The organism is Chryseobacterium edaphi (assembly GCF_025628985.1).
Taxonomy (GTDB): Bacteria; Bacteroidota; Bacteroidia; order Flavobacteriales; family Weeksellaceae; genus Chryseobacterium; species Chryseobacterium edaphi.
Genome location: NZ_JAOTEM010000001.1, coordinates 1,003,733 through 1,027,667 on the forward strand (window position 1 = coordinate 1,003,733; position 23,935 = coordinate 1,027,667).

20 protein-coding genes are annotated in these 23,935 nt (G+C 33.3%); 8 read left to right on the top strand and 12 right to left on the bottom strand.

Annotated elements, in window-relative coordinates; genetic code table 11:
- The first annotated feature begins 61 nt into the window (after positions 1-61).
- The 3 genes from NZ698_RS19495 to NZ698_RS19545 all read left to right on the top strand — a co-directional run bounded on the left by NZ698_RS19495 (position 62) and on the right by NZ698_RS19545 (position 2,016).
- On the top strand, positions 62-865 hold the full coding sequence (locus tag NZ698_RS19495; RefSeq protein WP_368407647.1) for a GNAT family N-acetyltransferase: 804 nt from the start codon (positions 62-64) through the stop codon (positions 863-865).
- A gap of 6 nt (positions 866-871) precedes the next feature.
- The gene (locus NZ698_RS04705; RefSeq protein WP_368407648.1) at positions 872-1,306 is read left to right on the top strand and encodes an endonuclease V; all 435 of its coding nucleotides are present in this window, start codon (positions 872-874) and stop codon (positions 1,304-1,306) included.
- A gap of 242 nt (positions 1,307-1,548) precedes the next feature.
- Positions 1,549-2,016: a hypothetical protein gene (locus NZ698_RS19545; RefSeq protein ID WP_263001931.1), complete on the top strand. Its 468-nt coding sequence runs from the start codon at positions 1,549-1,551 to the stop codon at positions 2,014-2,016.
- 259 nt (positions 2,017-2,275) lie between these two features.
- On the opposite strand, the gene uvrA is transcribed toward NZ698_RS19545, so the two are convergent.
- Complete coding sequence (gene uvrA / locus NZ698_RS04715; protein ID WP_263001932.1) at positions 2,276-5,065, bottom strand: excinuclease ABC subunit UvrA; 2,790 nt, start codon at positions 5,063-5,065, stop codon at positions 2,276-2,278.
- Positions 5,066-5,565: 500 nt separating this feature from the next.
- On the opposite strand from uvrA, the gene NZ698_RS04720 reads away from it, so the two are divergent.
- Together NZ698_RS04720 and NZ698_RS04725 are read left to right on the top strand one after the other, a co-directional pair.
- On the top strand, positions 5,566-7,377 hold the full coding sequence (locus NZ698_RS04720; protein WP_263001933.1) for a TonB-dependent receptor plug domain-containing protein: 1,812 nt from the start codon (positions 5,566-5,568) through the stop codon (positions 7,375-7,377).
- Between the two features lie 51 nt (positions 7,378-7,428).
- Positions 7,429-8,148 (top strand): DUF2490 domain-containing protein, encoded by a 720-nt coding sequence (locus NZ698_RS04725; protein WP_263001934.1) that lies wholly within the window; start codon positions 7,429-7,431, stop codon positions 8,146-8,148.
- Here NZ698_RS04725 and NZ698_RS04730 read toward each other — a convergent pair.
- The 10 genes from NZ698_RS04730 to NZ698_RS04775 form a co-directional block, all read right to left on the bottom strand.
- The gene (locus tag NZ698_RS04730; protein WP_263001935.1) at positions 8,145-8,591 is read right to left on the bottom strand and encodes a phosphohydrolase; all 447 of its coding nucleotides are present in this window, start codon (positions 8,589-8,591) and stop codon (positions 8,145-8,147) included. The genes NZ698_RS04725 and NZ698_RS04730 overlap by 4 nt on opposite strands.
- A 102-nt stretch (positions 8,592-8,693) precedes the next feature.
- A complete protein-coding gene (locus NZ698_RS04735) occupies positions 8,694-9,005 on the bottom strand; it encodes a hypothetical protein (protein ID WP_263001936.1) in 312 nt (103 codons plus the stop codon).
- 101 nt (positions 9,006-9,106) lie between these two features.
- A complete protein-coding gene (locus NZ698_RS04740) occupies positions 9,107-9,688 on the bottom strand; it encodes a YdeI/OmpD-associated family protein (protein WP_263001937.1) in 582 nt (193 codons plus the stop codon).
- A gap of 200 nt (positions 9,689-9,888) precedes the next feature.
- Positions 9,889-11,670, bottom strand: a complete 1,782-nt coding sequence (locus NZ698_RS04745; RefSeq protein WP_263001938.1) for an acyl-CoA dehydrogenase FadE — start codon at positions 11,668-11,670, stop codon at positions 9,889-9,891.
- 18 nt (positions 11,671-11,688) lie between these two features.
- Positions 11,689-12,870 (bottom strand): thiolase family protein, encoded by a 1,182-nt coding sequence (locus NZ698_RS04750; protein ID WP_263001939.1) that lies wholly within the window; start codon positions 12,868-12,870, stop codon positions 11,689-11,691.
- A gap of 100 nt (positions 12,871-12,970) precedes the next feature.
- Positions 12,971-15,364 carry a 3-hydroxyacyl-CoA dehydrogenase/enoyl-CoA hydratase family protein gene (locus NZ698_RS04755; protein ID WP_263001940.1) on the bottom strand — a complete coding sequence of 798 codons (2,394 nt, stop codon included), beginning with the start codon at positions 15,362-15,364 and terminating at the stop codon, positions 12,971-12,973.
- A gap of 44 nt (positions 15,365-15,408) precedes the next feature.
- A complete protein-coding gene (locus tag NZ698_RS04760; RefSeq protein ID WP_263002601.1) occupies positions 15,409-15,858 on the bottom strand; it encodes a MarR family winged helix-turn-helix transcriptional regulator in 450 nt (149 codons plus the stop codon).
- Between the two features lie 166 nt (positions 15,859-16,024).
- Complete coding sequence (locus tag NZ698_RS04765) at positions 16,025-16,948, bottom strand: ABC transporter ATP-binding protein (RefSeq protein WP_263001941.1); 924 nt, start codon at positions 16,946-16,948, stop codon at positions 16,025-16,027.
- Positions 16,949-17,151: 203 nt separating this feature from the next.
- A complete protein-coding gene (locus NZ698_RS04770; RefSeq protein ID WP_263001942.1) occupies positions 17,152-18,123 on the bottom strand; it encodes a FecCD family ABC transporter permease in 972 nt (323 codons plus the stop codon).
- A 20-nt stretch (positions 18,124-18,143) separates the two neighbouring features.
- Positions 18,144-18,710, bottom strand: a complete 567-nt coding sequence (locus NZ698_RS04775; protein WP_263001943.1) for a TlpA family protein disulfide reductase — start codon at positions 18,708-18,710, stop codon at positions 18,144-18,146.
- Positions 18,711-18,831: 121 nt separating this feature from the next.
- Here NZ698_RS04775 and NZ698_RS04780 point away from each other — a divergent pair, with 121 nt between their 5' ends.
- Complete coding sequence (locus tag NZ698_RS04780; protein ID WP_263001944.1) at positions 18,832-19,956, top strand: ferredoxin--NADP reductase; 1,125 nt, start codon at positions 18,832-18,834, stop codon at positions 19,954-19,956.
- Entirely contained in the window at positions 19,953-20,570 is a 618-nt protein-coding gene (locus NZ698_RS04785; RefSeq protein WP_263001945.1) for a SanA/YdcF family protein, read from the top strand. Before NZ698_RS04780 ends, NZ698_RS04785 begins: the two co-directional genes overlap by 4 nt.
- Here the strand turns inward: NZ698_RS04785 and tamL are convergent.
- Positions 20,567-23,164: a translocation and assembly module lipoprotein TamL gene (tamL, locus tag NZ698_RS04790; protein ID WP_263001946.1), complete on the bottom strand. Its 2,598-nt coding sequence runs from the start codon at positions 23,162-23,164 to the stop codon at positions 20,567-20,569. The genes NZ698_RS04785 and tamL overlap by 4 nt on opposite strands.
- Between tamL and NZ698_RS04795 the strand changes: the two genes are divergently transcribed.
- Positions 23,150-23,875, top strand: a complete 726-nt coding sequence (locus NZ698_RS04795; protein ID WP_263001947.1) for a TrmH family RNA methyltransferase — start codon at positions 23,150-23,152, stop codon at positions 23,873-23,875. The two genes, tamL and NZ698_RS04795, sit on opposite strands and share 15 nt — an antisense overlap.
- Positions 23,876-23,935: the final 60 nt, after the last annotated feature.

The window sequence follows — 23,935 nt, forward strand, 5'->3', positions numbered from 1 at the left end:
TTAAGAAATTTAGACAAACCTATAAGATTATTTCTTGTAGGTTTTTTAAACTGAAATTTAAATGATGATAAGAGAAGCAGGAATCAAAGATATTCCACAAATACAGATTGTAAGAAATTCTGTAGAAGAAAATACTTTATCAGATCCGAATCTGGTTACAGATCAAGATTGTGAAGAATTTTTGACTGTAAGAGGTAAAGGTTGGGTTTGCGAAATTGATGATACCATTGTAGGATTTTCGATTGTCGATTTAAAGGAAAATAATATTTGGGCATTATTTCTTCATCCTGATTTTGAAAACCAAGGAATTGGCAGGAAATTACATAATATTATGCTCGATTGGTATTTCACGGAAACAAATGAGACTGTTTGGCTAGGAACTTCACCTAATACAAGAGCAGAAACATTTTACAAAAAATCCGGCTGGAAGGAAATAGGAATGCACGGTAAGGAAATTAAATTTGAAATGACTTCTGGTCAATGGAAAAAAAATAATATGAAACAAAACATAAAATCAATCCGACCGTTTATCGGAGCAAAAAATTTTGAGGAAAGCAGGGCATTTTACAGAGATCTTGGCTTTGAGGAATTCGTTATTGAAAGCAATTTTTCGGTATTTAAAAAACAGGAAATTGCATTTTATCTACAGGATTATTACGCAAAAGAATGGATTGAAAACACAATGATTTTCGTAGAAGTTGAAAGCACAGATGAATATTATAACGAACTTTTATCGCTTGATCTTCCTCAAAAATATGAAACCTCAAAATTGACTCCTGTAAGAATGATGGATTGGGGAAAAGAGTGTTTTCTTCATGATCCTTCTGGAATTCTTTGGCATTTTGGCGAGTTTTTTAATAAATAATACGTGATGATTTACGCATTTGATACTTATTACTACGAAGATTTCGCCAAAACCGTCTGTATTGCTTTGGAAGATTGGTCTTCCGAAAAAGAAAATGAAATTTTTACAGAAAATACGCAGATCACTTCTGATTATGAAAGCGGAGCGTTTTATAAAAGAGAATTGCCATGTATTTTGAGTTTACTTTCTAAAATTGAATTAAAAGAAAATGACATCATTATCGTTGATGGTTTTGTAACCCTAAATAATGATGGAAAAATAGGTTTGGGAGGTTATCTTTTTAACGCTTTAGACCAAAAAATTCCGATTGTTGGTATTGCTAAAAATGAATTTTCGTCACCCGATGAAAAAAGAAGAATTGTCGTTCGTGGAGAAAGTAAAACTCCCTTATTCTTAACTGCAATGGGAATTGATGTTGATGAAGTCAAAAAGAAAGTGTAAGAAATGCACGGTTTATACAGAATTCCGACACTTTTGAAAAAACTCGATCAGCTAACAAGAGATTGAATTATTGTTTAAGTGCCTGAAACTGATTAAAAGTGTTGATCATTTAAATTAAATTCTAAATAAATTATCCATATAATTTAGGGACCGATAACTTTACTTGACGGTTTTTTGACTAATTAATCTTAAATGTTTGATTTATTAAACTTAAATTTTATTTTTGTGAAAAATAAACACAAATGAAAAATATACTTACAGCTTTCTGTCTGTTATTTTCTGTCATTGTATTTTCACAGAAAAATTATTCTAAAATCAAAAGTTCAAAAGTTAATCAGGAGAGATTAGAAATAAGTGAAAAATTTATTGACGAATATCTTAATAAATGTAAACGCTCTGATTATTCGGCTTTTGAAAAATTTATTTTGAGCAAAAGTTTTGAAAGACAATATCGTGAAAAAGGTAAAGATGCATGTGAAAAAATACCAGAACTTTATGGCAATATAAAAGTTCTTAATTTTAATTCTGCTTATTTAAACAAATACAGCAAAGATTTTGATCCTACAGATTTATATGTTTTTAATTTTACCTCTGAGAAATTACCTCAAATAAAATATATAAGTGTTTGGATTTATCACGATCAGAATATAATTGGTGGCATTTGGGTTTCCGAAGAGATTCCTCTTGGAAGATCAAAGTATAAAGATTAAAAGAATCCGCTCTTTAGAAGCGGATTCAATAGATAAATACATCTCATTTTTTTAATTAGACAACAACAAAAAAGCACAGCCGACGATGCTGTGCTTAAATTTTTATTTCAAATTTAATTGCAATTTCAAAGCTGAAAAAAGCAAATAATGAATTCATTTCAGTTTTATTACATAGTAAATGTAAGAATATTTTTGATACGCAATAATAATTTAATGTTAAAATTCACAATTTATCCACATTTTTTTGTGGATAAGTTTATTACTCCAGTTTCTCTGCAATATATTTCGCTGTATGCGATTTTTTATTTTTAGCTAAATCTTCCGGAGTTCCTGCAAAAACGACTTCACCACCGTACTTTCCGGCTTCCGGACCGATGTCGATAATGTGATCCGCAGATTTCATAATGTCCGGTTGATGTTCAATGACAATCACTGAATGTCCGAGATCAATCAACGCCTGAAGAGATTTCAATAATTTCTGAATGTCATGGAAATGGAGTCCTGTTGAAGGTTCATCAAAGATAAATAAGGTTTTGTCTGTCGTCACGCCTTTTACAAGGAATGAAGCCAGTTTCACACGCTGCGCTTCACCTCCGGAAAGAGTAGAAGAACTCTGTCCTAATTGCAGATATCCCAAACCAACTTCCTGAAGCGGAGTCAGTTTCGTTACGATTTTATCTTCTTTATTATCTTTAAAAAATGTCAAAGCTTCATCAACAGTCATGTGAAGAATATCTGAAATGTTTTTTTCGTCAAATCGTACTTCAAGAATTTCGTTTTTAAAACGTGTTCCTTTACAAACTTCGCATTCAAGCTCAATATCTGCCATGAATTGCATCGAAACATTGATCACGCCTTCACCTTTACATTCGTCACATCTTCCGCCATCAACGTTGAAAGAGAAATGTTTTGGCTTGTAACCCATCATTTTTGAAACCTTCTGTTTTGAATACAAATCTCTGATGTCATCATATGCTTTCAGATAGGTAACAGGATTTGAACGGGATGATTTTCCGATTGGATTTTGATCAATCAATTCAATATGCTTCACCAGTTTTTTAGGAAATTCTACAGAATCATAGTCACCTTTTTTTCCGCCCATTCCTAATTGGATCTGAATATCATTCGTCAGAATTTCTTTCATTAAAGTAGATTTTCCACTTCCAGAAACTCCTGAAATCACAACCAGACTTTCTAAAGGAACATCAACATCAATATTTTTAAGATTATTAGTTCTTGCACCTTTTATATGAATGAATTCTTTCGCTTTTCTGCGTTTTTCAGGAACTTTTATTTCTAATCTTCCCGTCAAATATTTTGAAGTCAGTGTATTGGCATCTTTCAGTTCTTTATAATCTCCTGCAAAAACCAATTCACCGCCAAGATATCCCGCTTCCGGACCAATATCAATGATATAATCTGCTGCTCTCATCACATCCTCGTCATGCTCAACGACAATCACTGTATTTCCTAAATCTCTCAGGTTTTTCAAAACTCCAATCAGGTTTTCGGTATCACGAGAATGCAGTCCGATTGACGGCTCATCCAAAATATAAATAGAGCCTACCAAAGAACTTCCCAAACTTGTAGCAAGATTAATTCTCTGACTTTCACCACCGGAAAGCGTGTTTGAAGTTCTGTTGATTGATAAATATCCTAAACCAACTTTTAATAAAAATTCAAGTCGGGTAGTGATTTCGTATAATAATCTTTTGGCAATATCTTTATCGTGTTGAGAAAGTTTCAGGCCATTAATCATCGGCGACAATTCGTCCAAAGGAAGCTCAATCATCGACTGAATATTGTGACCGTCAATTTTCACCCATGTTGTCTCTTCTCGCAAACGCAAACCTTCACAAGTAGGGCAAAGCGTTTTTCCACGGTAACGAGAAAGCATGACACGATACTGAATTTTATATAAATTTTCCTCAAGCATTTTGAAGAAATTATTCAACGATGGGAATGTGCTTTTTCCGTCACCTTTCCACAAATAATTTTTCTGCTCTTTGGTTAATTGATGATAAGGTTTATGAATAGGAAAATCTTTTGCTTTTTTAATGAAATCTTTTTTCCATTCGCTCATTGTTTCGCCTTTCCATGATGCAACTGCATCTTCAAAAACTGATAAAGCTTTATTTGGAATCACTAAATCTTCGTCGATACCAATCACTTTTCCATAACCTTCACAAGTCGGACAAGCGCCATAAGGATTATTAAAACTAAAAAAATGAACATTTGGCTCCAGAAATTCCAGTCCGTCCAATTCAAATTTATTGGAAAAATCTTTTTTATCCCCCGTTTCAATATTTTTTAACGAACAATATCCTCGACCTTCATAGAATGCCATCTGAATAGAATCTGCCAAACGCTGAAGAAAACTTTCATCCTCTTCATACGAAAAACGGTCGATCACCAAATTGATGACCATTTCTTTTTCAGGTGTAAATCCGAAACTTTCCAAATCTTCGATTCCTGCAACATTTCCGTTAACCTCAAGTCTTGTAAAACCTGCAAGTTTCAGAATATTTAAATTTTCAGCAAAATTTTCAATATCATATTCTAACGGAGCCGTTAAAAGAAATGAAGTATCGCTTTTTACCGATTTAATGTAATCAATAACATCAGAAACCGAGTCTTTTTTCACTTCATCACCAGAAACCGGAGAAAAAGTTCGGCCGATTCTTGCAAAAAGAAGTTTCATGTAATCGTAAATCTCCGTAGAAGTTCCTACTGTCGAACGAGGATTTGAAGAAATTACTTTCTGCTGAATTGCGATCGATGGTGCTAATCCTTTGATATCATCAACTTTAGGTTTTTCAAGTTTACCTAAAAACTGACGTGCATAAGAACTTAAACTTTCAACATAACGTCTTTGTCCTTCTGCATAAATCGTATCAAAAGCTAAAGAAGATTTTCCGCTGCCGGAAACTCCTGTGATAACGATCAATTTATTTTTAGGAAGTAATACATCGATGTGTTTCAGGTTGTTAAGATGTGCATTCTTAACGAAAACCTGTTTTTTTATATCTATTTCTGTAATTGGAGCCATAGTAAAATTAAGACCAACAAAAATACGAAATTCTGACGGGAAAACTTTAAGATATTTATCAAATCATATTGCTGATGTGACTTTTAAATAAAAAAGATAAGTCAAAGATTTTCACATCAGTCAGATGATTCAAATCAAAAAAATTAATGTTTAAAATGATTTCTTAAGTAATGTTAAAATAAATTTGAAATGTTAAAATAGATATGCTCAGATTCGTTGAAATAGTATTTTCATAAATCTGCAAAAAATGTACTGTTTTTAGGACTTATCTATTGTTTCGTATTTATTTTTGTTGTAAAATTGTTTTATTAAATCAGTGTTAAAAATGAGAAAGCTATTCCAACATTTAATTACACATTTAATGAGAAAAAGATAGAATCCCCTCTAAAAGATGCACTTTCCCGGCATCTTTTTTTTATGATATGTATCATTTTTGGTATTTGAGAAAGTCTCCTAATTTTGGAAGCTTCAAATAATATCAAAAAAGTAAAGAAAGAAACATGATCAAAAAACTGGGAGCTGTAATTTTTCTTGGTTCTGTACTCACAGTACAAGCTCAGGAAAAAACTGCTGATATAGATTCTATAGAAATTCAGGGGAAATTTATTTCCACACCGTATAAAAATGCCAACCAAAACATTTCTGTCATCACAAAAGCAGATATTCTGAATTCACCGGCAACAAGCATCGATGAAATTTTGCAGCAAATTCCGGGAATGGATATCAGAAGGAGAGGAGCAAATGGTGTGCAAAGTGATATTGGCTTTCGTGGTAGTTCTTTTGAGCAGGTTCTTTTACTTTTGAACGGCATCAGAATGAATGATTCTCAAACAGGTCACAATTCACTGAACGTTCCCGTTGATCTGGAAGACGTAGAAAGAATTGAAATCATCAAAGGTCCTGCAGCAAGACGTTTCGGGCAAAATGCTTACGCCGGAGCAATCAATATTATCACAAAAGCGAATCCAGGAAAACGTGTAAAAATAGGCGGTGAAATCGGAGATTATGAAAGTTACGGAATAGGTTTGAATGCCAATTTTGGAAATGAAAAATTCTCAAATTTATTACAGGCCAACTCAAATTCTTCGCAAGGTTACCGACACAATACTGATTTTGAAATGAGAAATGTTTTCTATCAAAACCAGCTAAAAATAAAAGACGGAAGCATCAGATTGCAAGCCGGGATTTCAGAGAAAAAATTCGGAGCCAACGGTTTCTACTCGTCACCAGCTGCAACTGAACAGTATGAAGAACTTCAGGCTTCAATCGTAAGTTTGGCTTATCAGCAAGACTTCGGAAAATTAAAATTAAATTCAAATGTGTATTGGCGAAGAGGACAGGATATGTATCTTTTTAACAGAGAAAAGCCTGAAATCTATAGAAATATGCATATTGGAAATAATGTGGGAGGAGAAGTGAATTCAAGTTATACTTCAAATTTAGGAACTACCGGATTGGGTGTAGAATTAAGAAAAGAATTTCTGGCAAGTAATAATTTGGGACACAGAGAACGATTTGTTTCTCAGGTTTTCTTTGAGCATCATTTGTCACTTTTAGATAAAAAATTAAATATTACTCCGGGAATTTCGTGGGCAAATTATTCGAACGAAGGAAATTTCTTTTATCCGGGATTGGATGTGGGGTATACTTTCTACGAAAACAATAAAATATACGGAAATATCTCAAAAGTTCATCGTGTACCGACTTTTACCGACCTTTATTATACCAGTAAAACTGAAAAAGGAAACGAAAATCTTCTTCCGGAAAGTGCTGTCTACGCGGAAGTTGGATATCAATATCAGACAAAAAATATCCTGGCAAAAGCAAGTGGTTTTTACCGAAGTTCAAGTGATGCAATTGACTGGGTGAAAAACTCGCTTCAAGATCCTGTTTGGTACGCAAAGAATATTGGTGACACCGAAGTAAAAGGTATTGAAGTAGAATTAGGGCATCAGGTTTTTGACTGGATGAAATATACTATTGGTTATACTTATCTGGATAATAAATTTAAAGAATTCAATAATGGATATTCAAGATATGTGCTTGATAATCTGAAACATCAATTTATATCAAAACTTCAATTCAAGATTCGTAAAAAAATCACAACTGAATTGCTTTACCGATATACAGAAAGGGTAAATTTAGGAAGTTACAATACCTTAGATCAGAAAACGACTTTTACTGACAGAAACTTTTCATTTTATATTCTCGTTAATAATATCACAGATACTAATTATACCGAAACTTTTGGAGTTCCGATGCCGCAAAGATGGTTTCACGTTGGCTTTACCTACAATATTAATATTAAGTAAACTTAACATGAACTAACCATTAAATCATTTACTTTTGCAAAAATTTTTTGGATGAAACTTATAACAAGTCTTGGTTTTGTTTTGATGATGAGTCTTTTGAATGCTCAGGAACATGTTTCCGCTTTTAATGCTTTGACTGTCACTTACAAGTTTCATCCAAAATTTTTCCTTTATGCAGAAGGTCAGATGAGAGGTATTGAAGAATATACTTATCCCGATTATTATGAAATAAAAGGAGGTTTAGGTTATAATCTGACCAAAAATCACAAACCTTTTATTGGTTTAGGACGATATGCAACTTACAAAGATCATGCGATCAATAGAGAAGAATTCCGTGTTTGGTTGCAGGATGTCATTGATTTTAAAAGTGGAGTAGTAAAGTTTGAAAACAGATTTCGTGCAGAAAAGTCTTGGTTTTACGAACCGCAGACTGATAAGAGATCTGAAAGAATGCGTTATCGTTACCGTTTGAATGTTTCAGTTCCTTTAAATGCAAAAAAAATTGCACCGGGAACTTTATTTGCCAATGTTTATGATGAAATCTTCATTGTATCACCTATAAAACCGGCATTTGCAAGAAATAGAGTTTATGGTGGTCTTGGTTATCAGATTGATGAAAACTTTGGCGTTTTGGGCGGTTATTTGTGGCAGAGAGAATTTGAAGCAAAAGGCAACAAAAATGTACATTTCATCTACCTGGCTTTAAACATCAACATCGACGGAACAAAAAGTGAGGAAACAAAATCCTATCATTTCCCCGGAGCAGACTAATATTTATCTGATAAATATCGGTAAGCTTTCAAATATTTGTTAAATCTTGTAATATCTTTTGGAGTGAGTTCACGGTTTACTCTTCTCAAATCCATGTTATCGCGCAGATCGTTTAATTTTACTGCAACGGCTAAAGGAGATCTTTCTGTTCTTTTTACAAAATCATCGTAAATTTCGTCCGGATCATATTTCGTAAGACAACTGACAGCATATAAAATATACTCAGGAAATCCTTCGTTTCTTAAATATTCAATACTAAAATCCTGAGGATTGTCTTCAACAACATCGTGAAGAACTCCCACAATTTTTTCGTCCATGGTTTTGCCATATTCCATGACACGCATGACGTGAGCGATGTATGGAGCATGGTATTTGTCTTTTTGTCCTTTATGTGCTTTATCAGCTATTCTAATGGCTTTATGTAAAAGTTCTTCTTTTGTCATTACTAAATAATAGACTACAAAAATATAAAACGCTTCAAAAAAACAAATGATTTTTAAAATTATTTATCAACAATTTTAAAAATAGTCAATTTCCTAAAATAATTATTTTTTGATTTCTTTTTTGGAAGGTTCCGGAGCGATAGAATTTAGAATCTTGTATTTGGAATAATCTTTATCCGCTTCTTTTAAACTTAGATAAACAGAAGTGTCTTTAGGTTTTGCAACTGGCATTTTATAGATATTACCTAACTGTTTGATTGAATCTTTTTTCAGAATATCTTTTTGATTCTTTGATAACAGTTGTGGTAACTTTTCTGATTTGAAATAATATGATCTTTTGGTTGTGTCCGCTTTTTTTTCTTGTGCTGAAAAAGTTGCAGATATTAAAATCAATGTGCCGAGAATAATTTTCATGTTTTTTTTATCTAAATTACAAATAATCTTTAAATATAAATGAATTAAAAATCCCATTCTCACAATAACCAATTCATTAGCCTTTATTTTGAATCTAAATTTTAATCATCAACACCTTTCCCATCAAGAATTTTTTGATAATATTTTTCAATTCTTGCTTCTCTAGTTTTTGACTGTTTAGCTTGCGAAAAGTAAAACAAGTATCCTTTTTGTCGTCCCGGTGTTAAAGAATAAAAAGCTTTATTCAATTCTTTATCGTTATCTAAAACCTTTTGGAATTCTTCCGGAACATTATAATCTTTTACGGTTTTCAGCGCTACTTTTTCGCCTGATTTTTCTATTTTAATAGCTTCGTCAACAAAAGTTTTGATTACAGATTTTAAATCTTCTATTTCAGATATATTTTTAAAACGCAACTGTCGTGCTGATTGTACATTTTCAGTTTGTTGAATCAATATTTTCTCAGGATCTTTCAACAAAACTCCCTTATGGAAAAGCAAGGCACAATATTCTTTAAATCCGTGAATTAAAACTACGTTTTTTCCATGGAAAGTATAACAAGGATGCATCCATTTAAAATCTTCATCAAGCAATTTATTTTCAAGAATGATTTCTCTTAGTAGATGAAATTCCTCATTCCATTTTTTAGCTTTTTCAAAAAAGAGTTCAGCTTCCGTATTCATAGATTTAATTTTATTTCATTAAAAATATAAATAGTAGTTTAGATTAACATTAATAATCTTTAAATTCATTTTTTATTCATGAAATATTGAAAATCAAAATTGAATAAATAGCGAGTTACAAAAAAAAACTGACAGATTTTGAAGTCTGTCAGGTCTGTATAAAGTAGAATTAGTCTAAACTTACTTTTAAATAAGAGTTTTTAGTAATGCCCTTTTGCAATGTAATCAGCAGCAACTTTTTCAGTTAGTGCGACAACATTCGGATGATTTGTATATTTTGTAAATCTTCTCAATCCTGAAAGCATCATTCTTTGCTCGTCACCTTCAGCAAAAGAAACAATTCCTTCTTTCGCAGCAGAAATAATTTTTTCAATCGCTTTGTAAAGATTTAACTGAGCCATTGCAACTTCTGTTGAATCTGCTGAGAAATGTTTTTCAGCTCTTAAAACTGCTGATTCTGCCATGTAAATCTGGTTAAGAATCTCAGAGGCGTTTAATAATAAATGCTGTTGTTTCTCAATATCCATCATATATTTCTGCAATGCAGCTCCGGAAACCATCAGGAAAACTTTTTTCAAATTCGCTAAAATTGCTTTTTCTTCGCTCATCAATTCAGAATAATCAGGAACTTCAAAACTTGGAATTCCCATTAATTCTTTTGAAATCGCCATTGCCGGAGAAAGTAAATCCAGTTCACCTTTCATTGCTTTTTTGATCAACATTCCAACAGATAAAAGTCTGTTGATTTCGTTGGTTCCTTCGTATATTCTTGCAATTCTAGAGTCTCTCCAGGCTGCTTCCATTGGCATATCTTCAGAGAATCCCATTCCACCATAGATCTGAATTCCTTCATCTGCAGTATGTTGCGTCAAATCTGACACGAAAACTTTCAAAATCGAAGCTTCCACAGCAAATTCCTCAACACCTTTTAATTCAGCTTGTTGGTGATTCATTCCACCTTCAACCAATTCATTTATTTTATCTTCAACATCTTTTGCAGCTCTGTAAGAACCAGCTTCAGCAACGAAAACTCCAGTTGCCATTTCAGCCAATTTCTTTCTGATAGCTCCGAAAGTTGAGATTGAAACTCCAAACTGTTTTCTTTCGTTAGAATATTGAAGGGAATGATTTAGAATTCTTCTCTGTCCGTCAAGATTTGCAGCAGCTAATTTAATTCGTCCAACATTCAAAGCATTCAAAGCGATTTTGAAACCGTTGTTTCTTTCACCTAAAAGATTCTCAGCAGGAACTTTCATATCATTAAAGAAAACCTGTCTTGTAGAAGACGAACGGATTCCCAATTTATGCTCTTCTTCACCGAAAGAAAGACCTTCTGTACCTTTTTTTTCTACGATGAAACCTGTAATATTTTTGTCATCATCAATTTTGGCAAAAACTATGAAAATTTCTGCAAAACCAGCATTAGAAATCCACATTTTCTGTCCGTTGATCACATAATGTTTTCCGTCTTCAGATAATTTAGCTCTTGTTTTCCCAGAGTTTGCATCAGAACCAGCATCCGGCTCAGTCAAACAGTAAGCACCGAATTTTGTACCTGTCGCCAAATCCGGAAGATATTTCTGTTTTTGCTCTTCGGTTCCATACAGTAGGATTGGAAGCGTGCCGATTCCTGTGTGAGCTCCATAAGCAGTTGCCAATGAACCATTTGCACCTGAACAATAGTCGCAAGCTAACATTGTGTTGACAAATCCCATTCCAAGGCCACCATATTCTTCTGGAACAGCAACACCAAGAAGTCCCATTTCGCCCAACTGACGCATTTTTTCTTCTGTTAAGGCATAATCTTTATGCTCGAATCTTTCCTTTTGTGGAATAACTTCTCTGTCGATAAATTCTTTCGCAGAATCACGAAGCATTATTTGTTCCTCTGAAAGTTCTTCTAAAGTGAAAATTTCGTTTGCAGCAACTTCTTTGATCAAGAATTCACCGCCTTTTAATGTTTTATTAAGTATATCGCTCATTGTTTTTGTTTTTTTAGATTATAAAAGTTCGAAAATTGAAGCAGCACCCTGTCCGGTTCCAACACACATAGAAACCATTCCGTATTTGTTTCCGCGTTTTCTCATTTCGTCAAGAAGCTGAACGGTTAATTTTGTTCCAGTACAACCTAGAGGGTGACCAAGAGCTATTGCTCCTCCGTTCACATTCAGAATATCAGGATTTAGACCTAATTCTTTTTTAATAGCAACTGATTGAGACGCGAATGCTTCATTTAATTCAATCAATTCAATATCTTTTAATTCTAAACCAGCCTGTTTTAAAGCTTTTGGAATGGCATAAATTGGTCCCATTCCCATAATTCTAGGTTCCAAACCTGCTGCTGCATACGCAACCAATCTTGCTTCGGGTTCCAATCCTAATTCTTTCACCATTTCTTCAGACATCACGATCACGAAAGCCGCTCCGTCACTCATTTGAGAAGAGTTTCCAGCAGTCACACTACCTCCATTCGCAAAAACAGGTTTTAATTTAGCTAATCCTTCTAAAGATGTATCTAATCTCGGACCTTCATCTACAGAAAAGTCAAACTTTTTAGTCTGCATTTTCTGGTTTTCATCCAAGAAATTATATTTTACAGGAATCGGAACAATCTGACTGGCAAATTTGCCTTCCTTATTGGCTTTTAAAGCTTTCTGATGAGATTCAAAAGCAAACTGATCCTGTTCTTCTCGTGAAATATTAAACTGTTTTGCAACTTCTTCAGCAGTATATCCCATTCCCCAATAATAATCGGGATTGGTTTTTGCAATATCGGTTTCCGGAACGGGTTTATAACCACCCATCGGAATGTAAGACATTGATTCTGTACCACCTGCAATGATACAATCTGCCATTCCTGCCTGAATTTTTGCTGAAGCAATGGCAATTGCTTCAGAACCAGATGCGCAATATCTGTTTACGGTAACTCCGGGAACTTTGTCGGTATTTAATCCCATTAATGAAATTAAACGTGCCACATTTAAGCCTTGTTCAGCTTCCGGCATTGCATTCCCAACGATCAAGTCGTCAACTCTGTCTTTATCTAATTGCGGAACGGCTGCCATCAGTTTTTCAATTACTGTTGCTGCCATTACGTCGGGTCTTGTAAATCTCAAACTACCTTTTGGAGCTTTTCCAACAGCAGTTCTGAACCCTTTTATGATATATGCTTGTCTTGACATTTTTTTATTTATTTTAATTTAAACATACTTTTGTCATGCTGATAGCATCTAAGCTGATTCATGCGGATTGACAAATTTTGTGTTAAAATATTGATAGTTATTAATTTCTAAGCGGTTTTCCTTTCTGCAACATAAACTGAATTCTTTCTAAAGTTTTTCTTTCGCCACATAATTGAAGGAAAGTTTCTCTTTCAAGATTCAATAGATATTGTTCAGTAACTACTGTTGGTTCTGAAAGATTTCCACCTACCAGAACGTTCGCCAATTTATCGGCAATTAATTTATCATGTTTTGAGATGAAATTACCGGTTAACATCTGATCCGTTCCAACATAGAACATTCCGAGAGCATCTTTTCCAAGAACTTTTACGGTTTGTTCGATAGGTTGCGTGTAGCCATGTTCTGCTAAACTTTTTGCCATCATTTTTGCAGTCATGATCTGACGTTTTTTATCAACCACAACTACATCTTTTCCTTTTTCAAGAATTCCCATATCGTAAGCTTCGTAAGCTGAAGTAGCAACTTTTCCCATTGCGATATTCATGAAAGCTTCACGAAGTCTGTTGTTTTTCACATCATCACTGTGGAATTCTCTTGAAGTTCTCAAAGCAAATTCTTTCGTTCCACCACCACCTGGAATGACACCAACTCCGGTTTCAACCAATCCAATATAAGTTTCTGCTGCTGCAACCACTCTGTCCGCGTGCATGGTCATTTCACAGCCGCCGCCCAAAGTCATTCCGTGAGGAGCAACTACAACAGGAATTGATGAATAACGAACTCTCATCATCGATTTTTGGAAATAAGCAATTGCCATATTTAAATCATCCCAATCCTGTTCGATTGCCATCATTAAAATCATTGCTAAATTGGCTCCAACAGAGAAATTTGCACCTTGATTTCCAATAACTAAACCGTCATATTCTTTTTCAGCTAAATCAATCGCTCTGTTTAACCCATCCAAAACTTCGCCACCCAAAGAATTCATTTTAGAACGAATTTCAAAGTTGATAATTCCGTCGCCCAAATCTTCAATTGAAGAACCCGAGTTACTCCAAAGTGTCTTGTTTTTTCTGATATTATCTAAAATGATAAATGATTCCTGACCCGGAATATTATTGTAATTTCCTGAATTTTTATCAAAGAAAATACTTTGTCCATCCTCATTTACTTTATAGAAAGATTCTACATTTTTCACCCAATCGGAAACTTCATAACCAGCTTCTGTAGCTAATTCAATTCCTTTTTGAACACCAACTGAATCCCAGATTTCGAAAGGACCATTCTCCCAACCGAAACCTGCTCTCATCGCATCATCGATTTTGTAAACTTCATCCGAAATTTCAGGAACTTTGTGCGAAACATAAGCGAATAATGCGCCTAAAGATTTTCTGTATAATTCGCCGGCTTTATCTTTTCCACCGATTAAAACTTTGAAACGATCAATCGGTTTGTCTATGTTTTTAGTCAATTCTAAAGTCGGGAAAGAAGATTTACCCTGAAGTTCGTATTCTAAAGTGTCAAGATTTAAACCGTGAATTTCAGATTTTCCATCCGCACCTTTTACTTTCTTGTAGAAACCTTGTTCTGTTTTTGAGCCCAACCATTTGTTGTCTACCATTTTCTGAATATAATCAGGAAGTGAGAAAACATTATTGAAATCATTTGCTTCTGCACCGCTTTGACGAACGCCATTTGCAACCATTACCAAAGTATCCAAACCAACAACATCAGCTGTTCTGAAAGTTGCAGATTTTGGACGACCGATAATTGGACCTGTTAATTTATCAACATCAGAAACATTTAAACCTAATTTCTGTACATTATGAAGCAAATCCATCATTGAGAAAACTCCGATTCTGTTGGCAATAAACGCTGGTGTGTCTTTTGCCAAAACGGTTGTCTTCCCTAAGAATTTTGCCCCGTAATTCATGTAGAAATCTACAATTTCCGGATCCGTATCGTGAGTTGGAATAACTTCTAAAAGAGGAAGATATCTTACCGGATTAAAAAAGTGCGTTCCAGCAAAATATTTTTTGAAATCATCGCTTCGTCCTTCTACCAACATATTGATTGGAATTCCCGAAGTGTTGGATGAAACTAAAGTTCCCGGCTTTCTGAACTGTTCGATTTTTTCGTAAACCGATTTTTTGATGTCTAATCTTTCAACAACAACTTCGATGATCCAGTCAGTGTCTTTTATTTTCTTTAAATCATCATCAAAATTTCCGACTTTTATTCTATCCGCAAATTTCGGAGAATAGAGTAGTGCCGGACTTGATTTTTTCAGTTTTTCAAAGTTTTCGGAAGCGATTCTGTTTCGAACGGCTTTGTCATCTTTGGTCAAACCTTTTTTCTGTTCGGCTTCATTCAACTCAAACGGAACAATGTCAAGCAATGAAACCTGCACTCCGATATTGGCAAAGTGTGCAGCGATACCGCTTCCCATAATTCCAGAACCTAAAACTGTAACGTGTTTGATTCGTCTTTTCATTATTATATTTATTTATTTTTTAGATGTCACCTTTCGGTTTCACTTTATTTTCTGTTATTTAAATCAGCTGCGATTTTCATAATTTCTGTCATGACTTCCTTGAAAGTCTCCAACTTGTCGGGAGCAATTTTTTCCATCACTTTTTTATTGAAATTCACAACGACTTCTTTAGACATATTCCTTGAGCTTAAACCTTTATCAGTAAGCTTGATAATAACTTCACGCTTATCGGTAGTTGTCTTTTCTTTATAAATATATCCGTTGTCTTCAAGGAGCTTAATAATTCTTGTAAGAGAAGTTGGTTCAATTGCCATTTTGGGTCCCAAATTGGTACTTCGTGTACCTTCTTTAGGATCAATTTTAAGTAAAGTAAGTGCCTGAACTGCAGTAGAATCATGTTCCTGAGCAAGTTCAGTGTACATTTTTGAAACAGCTAACCAAGTCTGTTTTAAAATGAGATCAACATTTTCTGTTTTTTCTTTATGATTATCCATCATTATTTTTGCTAATCGGTTTTATCAAATGTAGCAAATATTATGCATGCATAGTATTATTGATTGTTAAAATTTATTAACAATCTGATTTACAATTGATTAAAATGTATGATTAGCATAATACTATGCATGCATAGTATATAGAATTAATAATTAAAATACTGATTTAATGAAGCTTTGAAATTAATATGACTATTTCTTCAAAAGATTCGCATTTATACATTTTATTGCAGTGCGAAATCTCCCAAATTGATTCATTAAAACTAAAATTAAAAGATGATAAATCTTTTTGAAAGTTTTTCTGAAGTAAAGAGTATAACATTTCTTTCTGAATCTGAGGAGATTTTATTGAAGGTGCAACAAAATTTTCATTAAACTGAAACAAAGATGCATTTGTCAGTTCATCATGTTGTAGTAAAACATCTTCAACAATTCCTGAATACAAATGATTGTCTTTGATATACCAAATTTTATCAGCAAATTCCTTTGCCAATCTCCAGTCATGAGAAGAAAACAGGATGAGTTTATTTTGTTTTTGAGCTAAATTTCGAAGAGTTTTTAGAATGATTAATTTATTCTTTTCATCCAAATGAGTGGTTGGTTCATCAAGGATAATAATCGGAGAATTTTGCGTCAAAGCTCTCCCGATAAATGCTTTTTGAAGATTTCCATCTGAAAGATTTGTTAGGAGTGTATCTTTATATTGAGTTAAATCTAGTTCTTGAATTATCTCCTTAACTTCTTCTCTATCTTCTTTTTTCAATTCAAAATAGAAAGGATAGTAAATGTATTTTCCAAGCGATATAAGATCTTCAACCGTGTAATTTTGAGGAATTACAGATTTTGAAAAAACGACTGCAATGTTTTCTGCAATCTCTTTTACGGAAAGATCTTTTACGTTTTTATTATTAATTAAAATTTCTCCCTCCATTAAGGAATTTTGATGGAGAATTGATTTAATTAAAGTAGTTTTTCCGACACCGTTGTTACCAATCAATAGACATACTTCTCCTAAATTCAAATCTGCATTGACATTTGAAATTAGAGTTTTATCGTAGCCTATGTTGGCTTGATTGATTAGTAGGTGCATTTATTTCTATTTTTCTCGCTGATTTTATATTTGGTTTCTCATGTTGAAAGTATCTCTACAAAGTTAGCTTAGATTCCTCCGGAATGACAAATAGAATGTTTATTTAAATATTTCAAATTAAAAAAGCATTCTTAAATTTCTGTATTATCTGAAAAATCTGCGAAAGATTTTTAAATTAACAATTGACTCATTCACAATTCACTTTATACCTTATTCTGTCTCAAAAGCATCATCAAAATCACTGGAATTCCAAATAGCGAACTGATGACATTCAATGGGATTTGAGTTTTTTCAGCTGCGATGGAAAATATTAGCATAATCAGCATTCCCAAAAACATATTTAAAATCCATTGCTGCCAAAGTTTTGATGGATTGTAGATTAATCTACAGAAGTGAGGAACAATGATTCCGATAAATAAAATAGGTCCCAAAAAAGCTGTGATAGAAGCAGATAGGAGTGATGAAGTTACAATAATCAATATTTTTAAATGATTTAAATTCACTCCCAAACTCTGTGCGTATGAACTTCCTAAAGAATTTCCTATTAAAGGTTTGATGGTTTTAAAACAAAAAAATAATCCAATCCCAACCAAAATCGACAAGACAATAATCTGATTTCTGGAAACCATATTATTGGCTCCGAAAGACCACAAAATGTAGTTTTTCAGACTTTGATTTTCAGCATAAAACTGTAAAAGGGAAACAATTGCTCCTGCAAAAGCAGAAACTAAAAATCCGAAAATAATCAGATAAGATTTATCCTGAAATTTATTCGACATTGAAAGTAAAACCAACATCAAAAGCAAACTTCCGATAATCGCTGATAAACTCAAAAAACTGTTCTGCAAAAATTCAGGAAGTAAAATACTGTGGGAAAAGAAAATATAAAATGCAACTGATAAACTCGCAACAGAAGTTATTCCCAAAATATCGGGTCCGGCTAAAGGATTCTGAAAATATTCCTGCATCAGGAAACCCGATGTCGGAATTGAAATTCCAGCCAAAAGCATTACCAAAACACGATTTACTCTGATCTCTGCAATTTGCCCGTTTTCCGAACTTTGAATGAAATCATTTAGGTTTAAATTTAAAAATCCTGTATTCAGATTTACAATTGCCACACAAATTATTGCGATGACCAAAACTGAACACAGGATTTTGAATTTATTTGACATTAAAATATTTTCCGGAAAAATTATTTAATAAAGGTTTTGATTTTAGAATCCAGCAAATCTGGAGTCATCATTCCTAAATATTCGTCGGTTTTATCACCTTTTCTCATGTATGTGAATGGAATAGCTCCGCCGTCCCATTTTTCAAAATTATTTTTAAAAAATTTTTCATCAAGTTGTCCCCCATCCAATAAAATTGTATTGTTTCTGATTCCCTGTTTATCAACAAATCGAGGAACTTCAGAATTCCAGACTTCTTTTGTGTCTAAGCTGATAAATGTGATTTTTACAGGTTGATCTTTTAATTCTACAATTTTATCTTTAAAATGAGGAATTTCTCTCACACATGGTCCGCACCAGGTTGCAAAGAAATTAGTTACATATAAGGTGTCATTTTTCTTTTGAAGAAAATCAGTTGTTTGCTGCGGATTCAAAACTTTTAGAGATACAGTCGCAGGAGCAGTTTCAGTTTCAGGAACAACCGTTGAAATTGAATCATTTGAAGCTGTATTTTCCTGCGTTTTATCGGCTTCTTTTTTACAGCTGAAAAGCGTAACTGCTAAAAGTGTTGATAAAAGTATTTTTTTCATAAGTAAATATTCTTTTGTTATCATGAAATATACGATGGCTATTTCTCACTGGTTTTATTGGTAAGAAAATTACGCCATAGACAGTTTCATATTTATTTTTTCTCTATTTTTGATTTGAAGTATGGAACAACAAATCTATAAAGGGAAACTGACGCAGTTTCATCGGTTAAAAATAGCTAAAAAGGCAGACCTGACCAAAAATACTTTTTCGCTGGAGCTTGAAGTTCCGGAGAATCTTAAAGAGAATTTCAAGTTTGAAGCGGGACAGTTTGTGAGTATAAAATTCTCTTCTCATGGTAAAGATATCATCAATGATTATTCAATGACTTCAGCTCCTTACGAGGGGAAAATCTGCTTAGGAATTAAAATAACTTCTTCCGATGGAACTACTTCCGATTTATATAAAAATTACAATATCGGTGACGAATTGTCTGTGAGCGAGCCAAATGGAAGATTTACTTTAGTTTCCAAGCCAAGCGAATTCAGAACAATTGTAGGTTTTGCTGCCGGAATTGGAATAACGCCCATTTTAAGTCATTTCAAAAATATTCTTCATAACGAACCGCGAACCAGACTTTTTCTTTTTTTTGGAAATAAAAATTCTCAGGATCTGATCTACAGAGATCTTTTGGACAATCTTGCAAGAACGTACAACGATCGGCTGCAGATTCATTATTTTTATTCACAGGAGAAAACTTTGCATCAGTTATTTTATGGAAGACTTGATGCTAAAAAATTAAATTTAATTATCAATCAAATCCTGCATTTGGATGATACTGACGAAGAATCTACAATTTGGGATGCGGTAGATGAAGTTTTGATTTGCGGAAAAGGGGAGATGGTAAAAACGTTGGCAAATGCATGTTATCATCATGGAATTCCAAAGAAAAATATTCATTTTGAACTTTTCGAAGAATTTAATGATAATATTTATCCGCAAGAAAAAGAATTTCCATTAATTGAAAATGTACAAGTGGATTTTAAAATGTTTGGAAAAAATTATCAGACCGAGCTTCCTGACAACAGAGAAAAAATTCTTCATCAATTACTGGTTCAAAACTTTCCCGTCCCTTATTCATGCAAATCGGGTATCTGCGGAAGTTGCGAATGTACACTTGAAGAAGGTGAAGTGGAACTTTTGGAAAACGAATACCTGACCGAAAAAGAAGAAGCTCAGGGGAAAATTTTAGCTTGTATGTCAATAGCAAAAACTAAGAAAATAAAGCTTAACTTTGATTTCAGTTGAGAATCATCAAAAACATATTTAAACTTATTATAGCGTCAATAGAATTGATTTTTCTATTGATCTGTCTTTCCAATATCTGGGTTTTTGGTTTAACGAATGGTAGAACCTACAATAAAATATCAAAAATTCCGCCACGCGAGATTGCTTTAGTCTTAGGCACTTCTCCCAGAATGAGATCAGGTGTTTCAAACCCCTATTTTACAAAGAGGATGGATGCAACTGCTTTGTTGTATCATCACGGAAAAATCAAAAAAATCATTGTAAGCGGCGAGAAAAGTAAAGGTTATAACGAACCTGCCGCCATGAAAAATTACCTGATTTATCAGGAAGGCGTTCCTGAAGAAATTATCATTGAAGATCCGAAAGGTTTTAATACATACAAAAGTATTCTGCGCTGCAAAGACATTTATAAAAAGAAAAATGTGATCATCGTTTCACAAGGTTTTCATAATCTAAGAGCCTTATTTTTTGCAAGAAATAACAGTATGAATGCATTGGGTTTTGATGCTCAAGATGTCAACAAACCTGAAAGTTTCTACAGAAACCAATCAAGAGAAATTCTCGCACGAGTGGTTGCTGTAGTGTATTTTTTATTGGGAATTTCTCCGGATTAGAAAGGATATCCAAAAGCGATATTCAATGTAGGTTTTAGAGGTTGAAACTGATTAAATCTCCACTTTTCACCGTCCGGTTTATTCGGATCATAGATTTTGTATGCTAAATCTACTCTCAAAGTAATGTATGCAACGTTTACTCTCAATCCAAATCCGCTACCAACACCCATTTCTCTAATGAATCGGTTGAATTTAAACTGATCGTCAAATCCGTTATTTTCTGTATTCCAAACGTTCCCAATATCTGTGAAAATAGCTCCTTCATACATATCAGTAAACGGAATTCTATATTCAAGATTGGTTGTTAATTTAATATTTCCCATCAAATAAGTTCGCACTCTTTCATCAACCTGCGATCCTCCAGGACCTAAACCTCCGAATGCAACCCATGCACGTATGTCATTTGCACCTCCATTGAAATATGATCTTACAAAAGGCATCGATGAAGAATTTCCATAAGGAACTCCTACACCAATAAATTGTCTAAGAACCAAAGTCTGATTGCCAAAAGTTTTAAAGTATTTTCTTACATCAAAATCAAATTTTACAAATTGTGCGTAGGGAATTCCAAAAATAGTTCGTTCCGGACTTCGTAAAACACCTCCATTATCTTCTCTTTTTTGATTAAATAAACTTGGAATATTACCTGCAACTTCCATTTTTCCGTTAAAATAGAATGCATTAGGATAATCTTTTTTTCCGATTTCGTTATAAATGAAATTATAAATGAAAGATGAGATAATTACATCCTGAGTCTGTCTGTCTTTGTTGACAAGCGTTCCCAGAAAGCCTACTAAATCATTTGCTTTTTTTGCATCAAGCGTTGCCACATAATTTAGATCACCAATAATCTGCTCAGAAACCTGATCTCTTGTCAATGCACCCGATTCAAATTGCTGTTTTAACTGTGGATTATATATAAAATAATCGTCGAAAACAACCCTTCTTATCGCATCATCATTGACGAAGAAATCGTAGTAACTATCCTTATTTTTTGTTAAACTGAATAGTGTATTAAACAAAGTCAATCTGTGTGAGGACTGATCATTAACGTTTGCAAAATAATTTAAACCCGTATTGAAATTCACTCTTCCCAAACCAATATTATTCTGCACAGAAGCACCTAAAACAATTGATGAAGTAGGAGTGTATCTTTTAGGAATCAGTTTATAATAATTAAATGGCAATAATAAACGAGGGAAACTCAAAGAAGCCTGAGCTGATAGTTCATAAGCCCAGATTCTGTTGTCTAAGTCTCTTGGATTGACAACTCGGCCAAAAGTTCCTGATAAACTTGTAGAAAGGTTTTCTGCACCTCCGAAGACATTCCGGGTTGTAAGATCTACTGAAGGAGATAATCCCCAATTTAAAAATTGCGAATAATTTAAATCTGTACCAACTTTAATTTCATATTTAGGGAGTGGTTTTAATAAATATAAAACGTCAACTATACTGTCATTTGGTTTTATAGCACCTCCTTGTCTCAAAGAATCTTTAGCTTTCAGAATACTGAAATTATTCATGGCAAGAAGATTTCTTTTCGTCAAGTCAAGTTGATTCTGATTATAAACTGATTTGTTATCAACGATAATTGCTCTCCAAATAGAATTGGTTTTGTAATTATCATTCATTTTATGAAATCTTATTCTTCTGAGACTGTCTTTAACTGTTTTTCTGCCAAAATCACTTGGTTCATCGACAATTGCAACATCAATGTTCCCAAATGTAGATCTTTTGTAAGGAGAATCTGCAGAATCTTTATGAATTTCGAGTGTTAATGGTACATTCTTTCTGTCTTTTAATGAATCAGCAACGAAGTAAACTTCGTCATTTGCATTATTAAATTTATAATATCCGCTTCTTCGCATAATATCATTAATTCTAACCACTTCTTTCTCAAGAACAGTCTGATCAAGCACTCTTCCTGATTTTACAAGGGTTTCATTAATATTTTGCTGATAAAGACTTTTAACACCGGCATCGGGAATATTGTAATAATATTCTCTAATATTTGTAGGACTGTTATGCTTTAAAAAATAAGTTACAGCCGCCTTTTTTGCGGTAGAATCAAGTTCATGTTTAAATTTAACTTCAGAATCCCAATATCCACGATAAGTCATTCTTTTCTCGATAGACTGTGCACTTTTCTCAGTTCTTGTCTGATCCAAAATAACGGGTGGAGTTCCAAAATTGTGTAAGATTCTGTCCCACAACAAACTTTTACCCACGTCACTTTGCATATTATATTTAATAAACAATGAATCCCTCAGCTTTTGATTTCTCATTTCACTAGGGTAGGTAAGATATTCGCTAAATAATGTATCGTATTTTGGGTTTGCTGCATTGTGTAGTAAAAGTCCTAACGGTACGAAAAGTAATTGTTTTTTATTAGGCTTCTGCTGAACATAACCTATCAGTTCTTCATCGAAAAATTCTTTTTTATCTTCAAACTCAAATTTGTTTTTCGTGAGCAAAAATTCTCCATCCGGAACTTTTTTTGTTGTACTGCAAGCGTAAAGTAAACCAACAACTGTTGCGAATGATATAATTTTATAATATTTTTGAGGAGAATTCTTATAATGCTTACAGCTCATACAATAAAAGTTTTACAGTCTTTAGATAAAAAGAAGTTCAGACAAAAATACAATTTGTTTTTGGTTGAAGGGAATAAAATAATCTCCGAACTTCCTAATTCTAACTTTAAAATTAAAGAAATATTTTCTACAAATCCTCAAAATTTAAATTTTAGGGACACCATTGTGCATCAAATCGCTGAAAATGAACTAAAAAAAATTAGTTTTCTGCAAAATCCTAAAGATTCGGTAGCTGTTTGTGAATTGAATCAAGAATTAAAATTAGGAGATCAAAGTATTCAATTGGTTTTAGACGGAATTCAGGATCCAGGAAATTTGGGAACAATTATTCGTTTGGCAGATTGGTTTGGAATCGAACAGATCATTTGTAGTGATGATACAGTAGATTTTTACAATCCAAAGGTAATTCAGGCAAGTATGGGATCTTTTACAAGAGTAAATTTGATATATTGTAATTTGGTTGAATATCTCTCTGCAACTCAAAATACAAACATTGGAACCGATATGGATGGAGAAAATATTTATTCCTTCCAAAAGCCAGAAAAACTGAATTTAATTTTAGGTAACGAAGGAAAAGGAATGCGTGAAGAAACAGAAAAATTACTTCACAAAAAAATCTCAATTCCAAGATTTGGAAAATCTCAATCCACAGAAAGTCTTAATGTTTCTATGGCTGCAGGAATTATTTTAGGACAGTTATTTTCAAAATAGAAGTTAGAAATCAGAAATAAAAATCAATTAAACTAATTTCTATTTTCTAACAGCTAACTT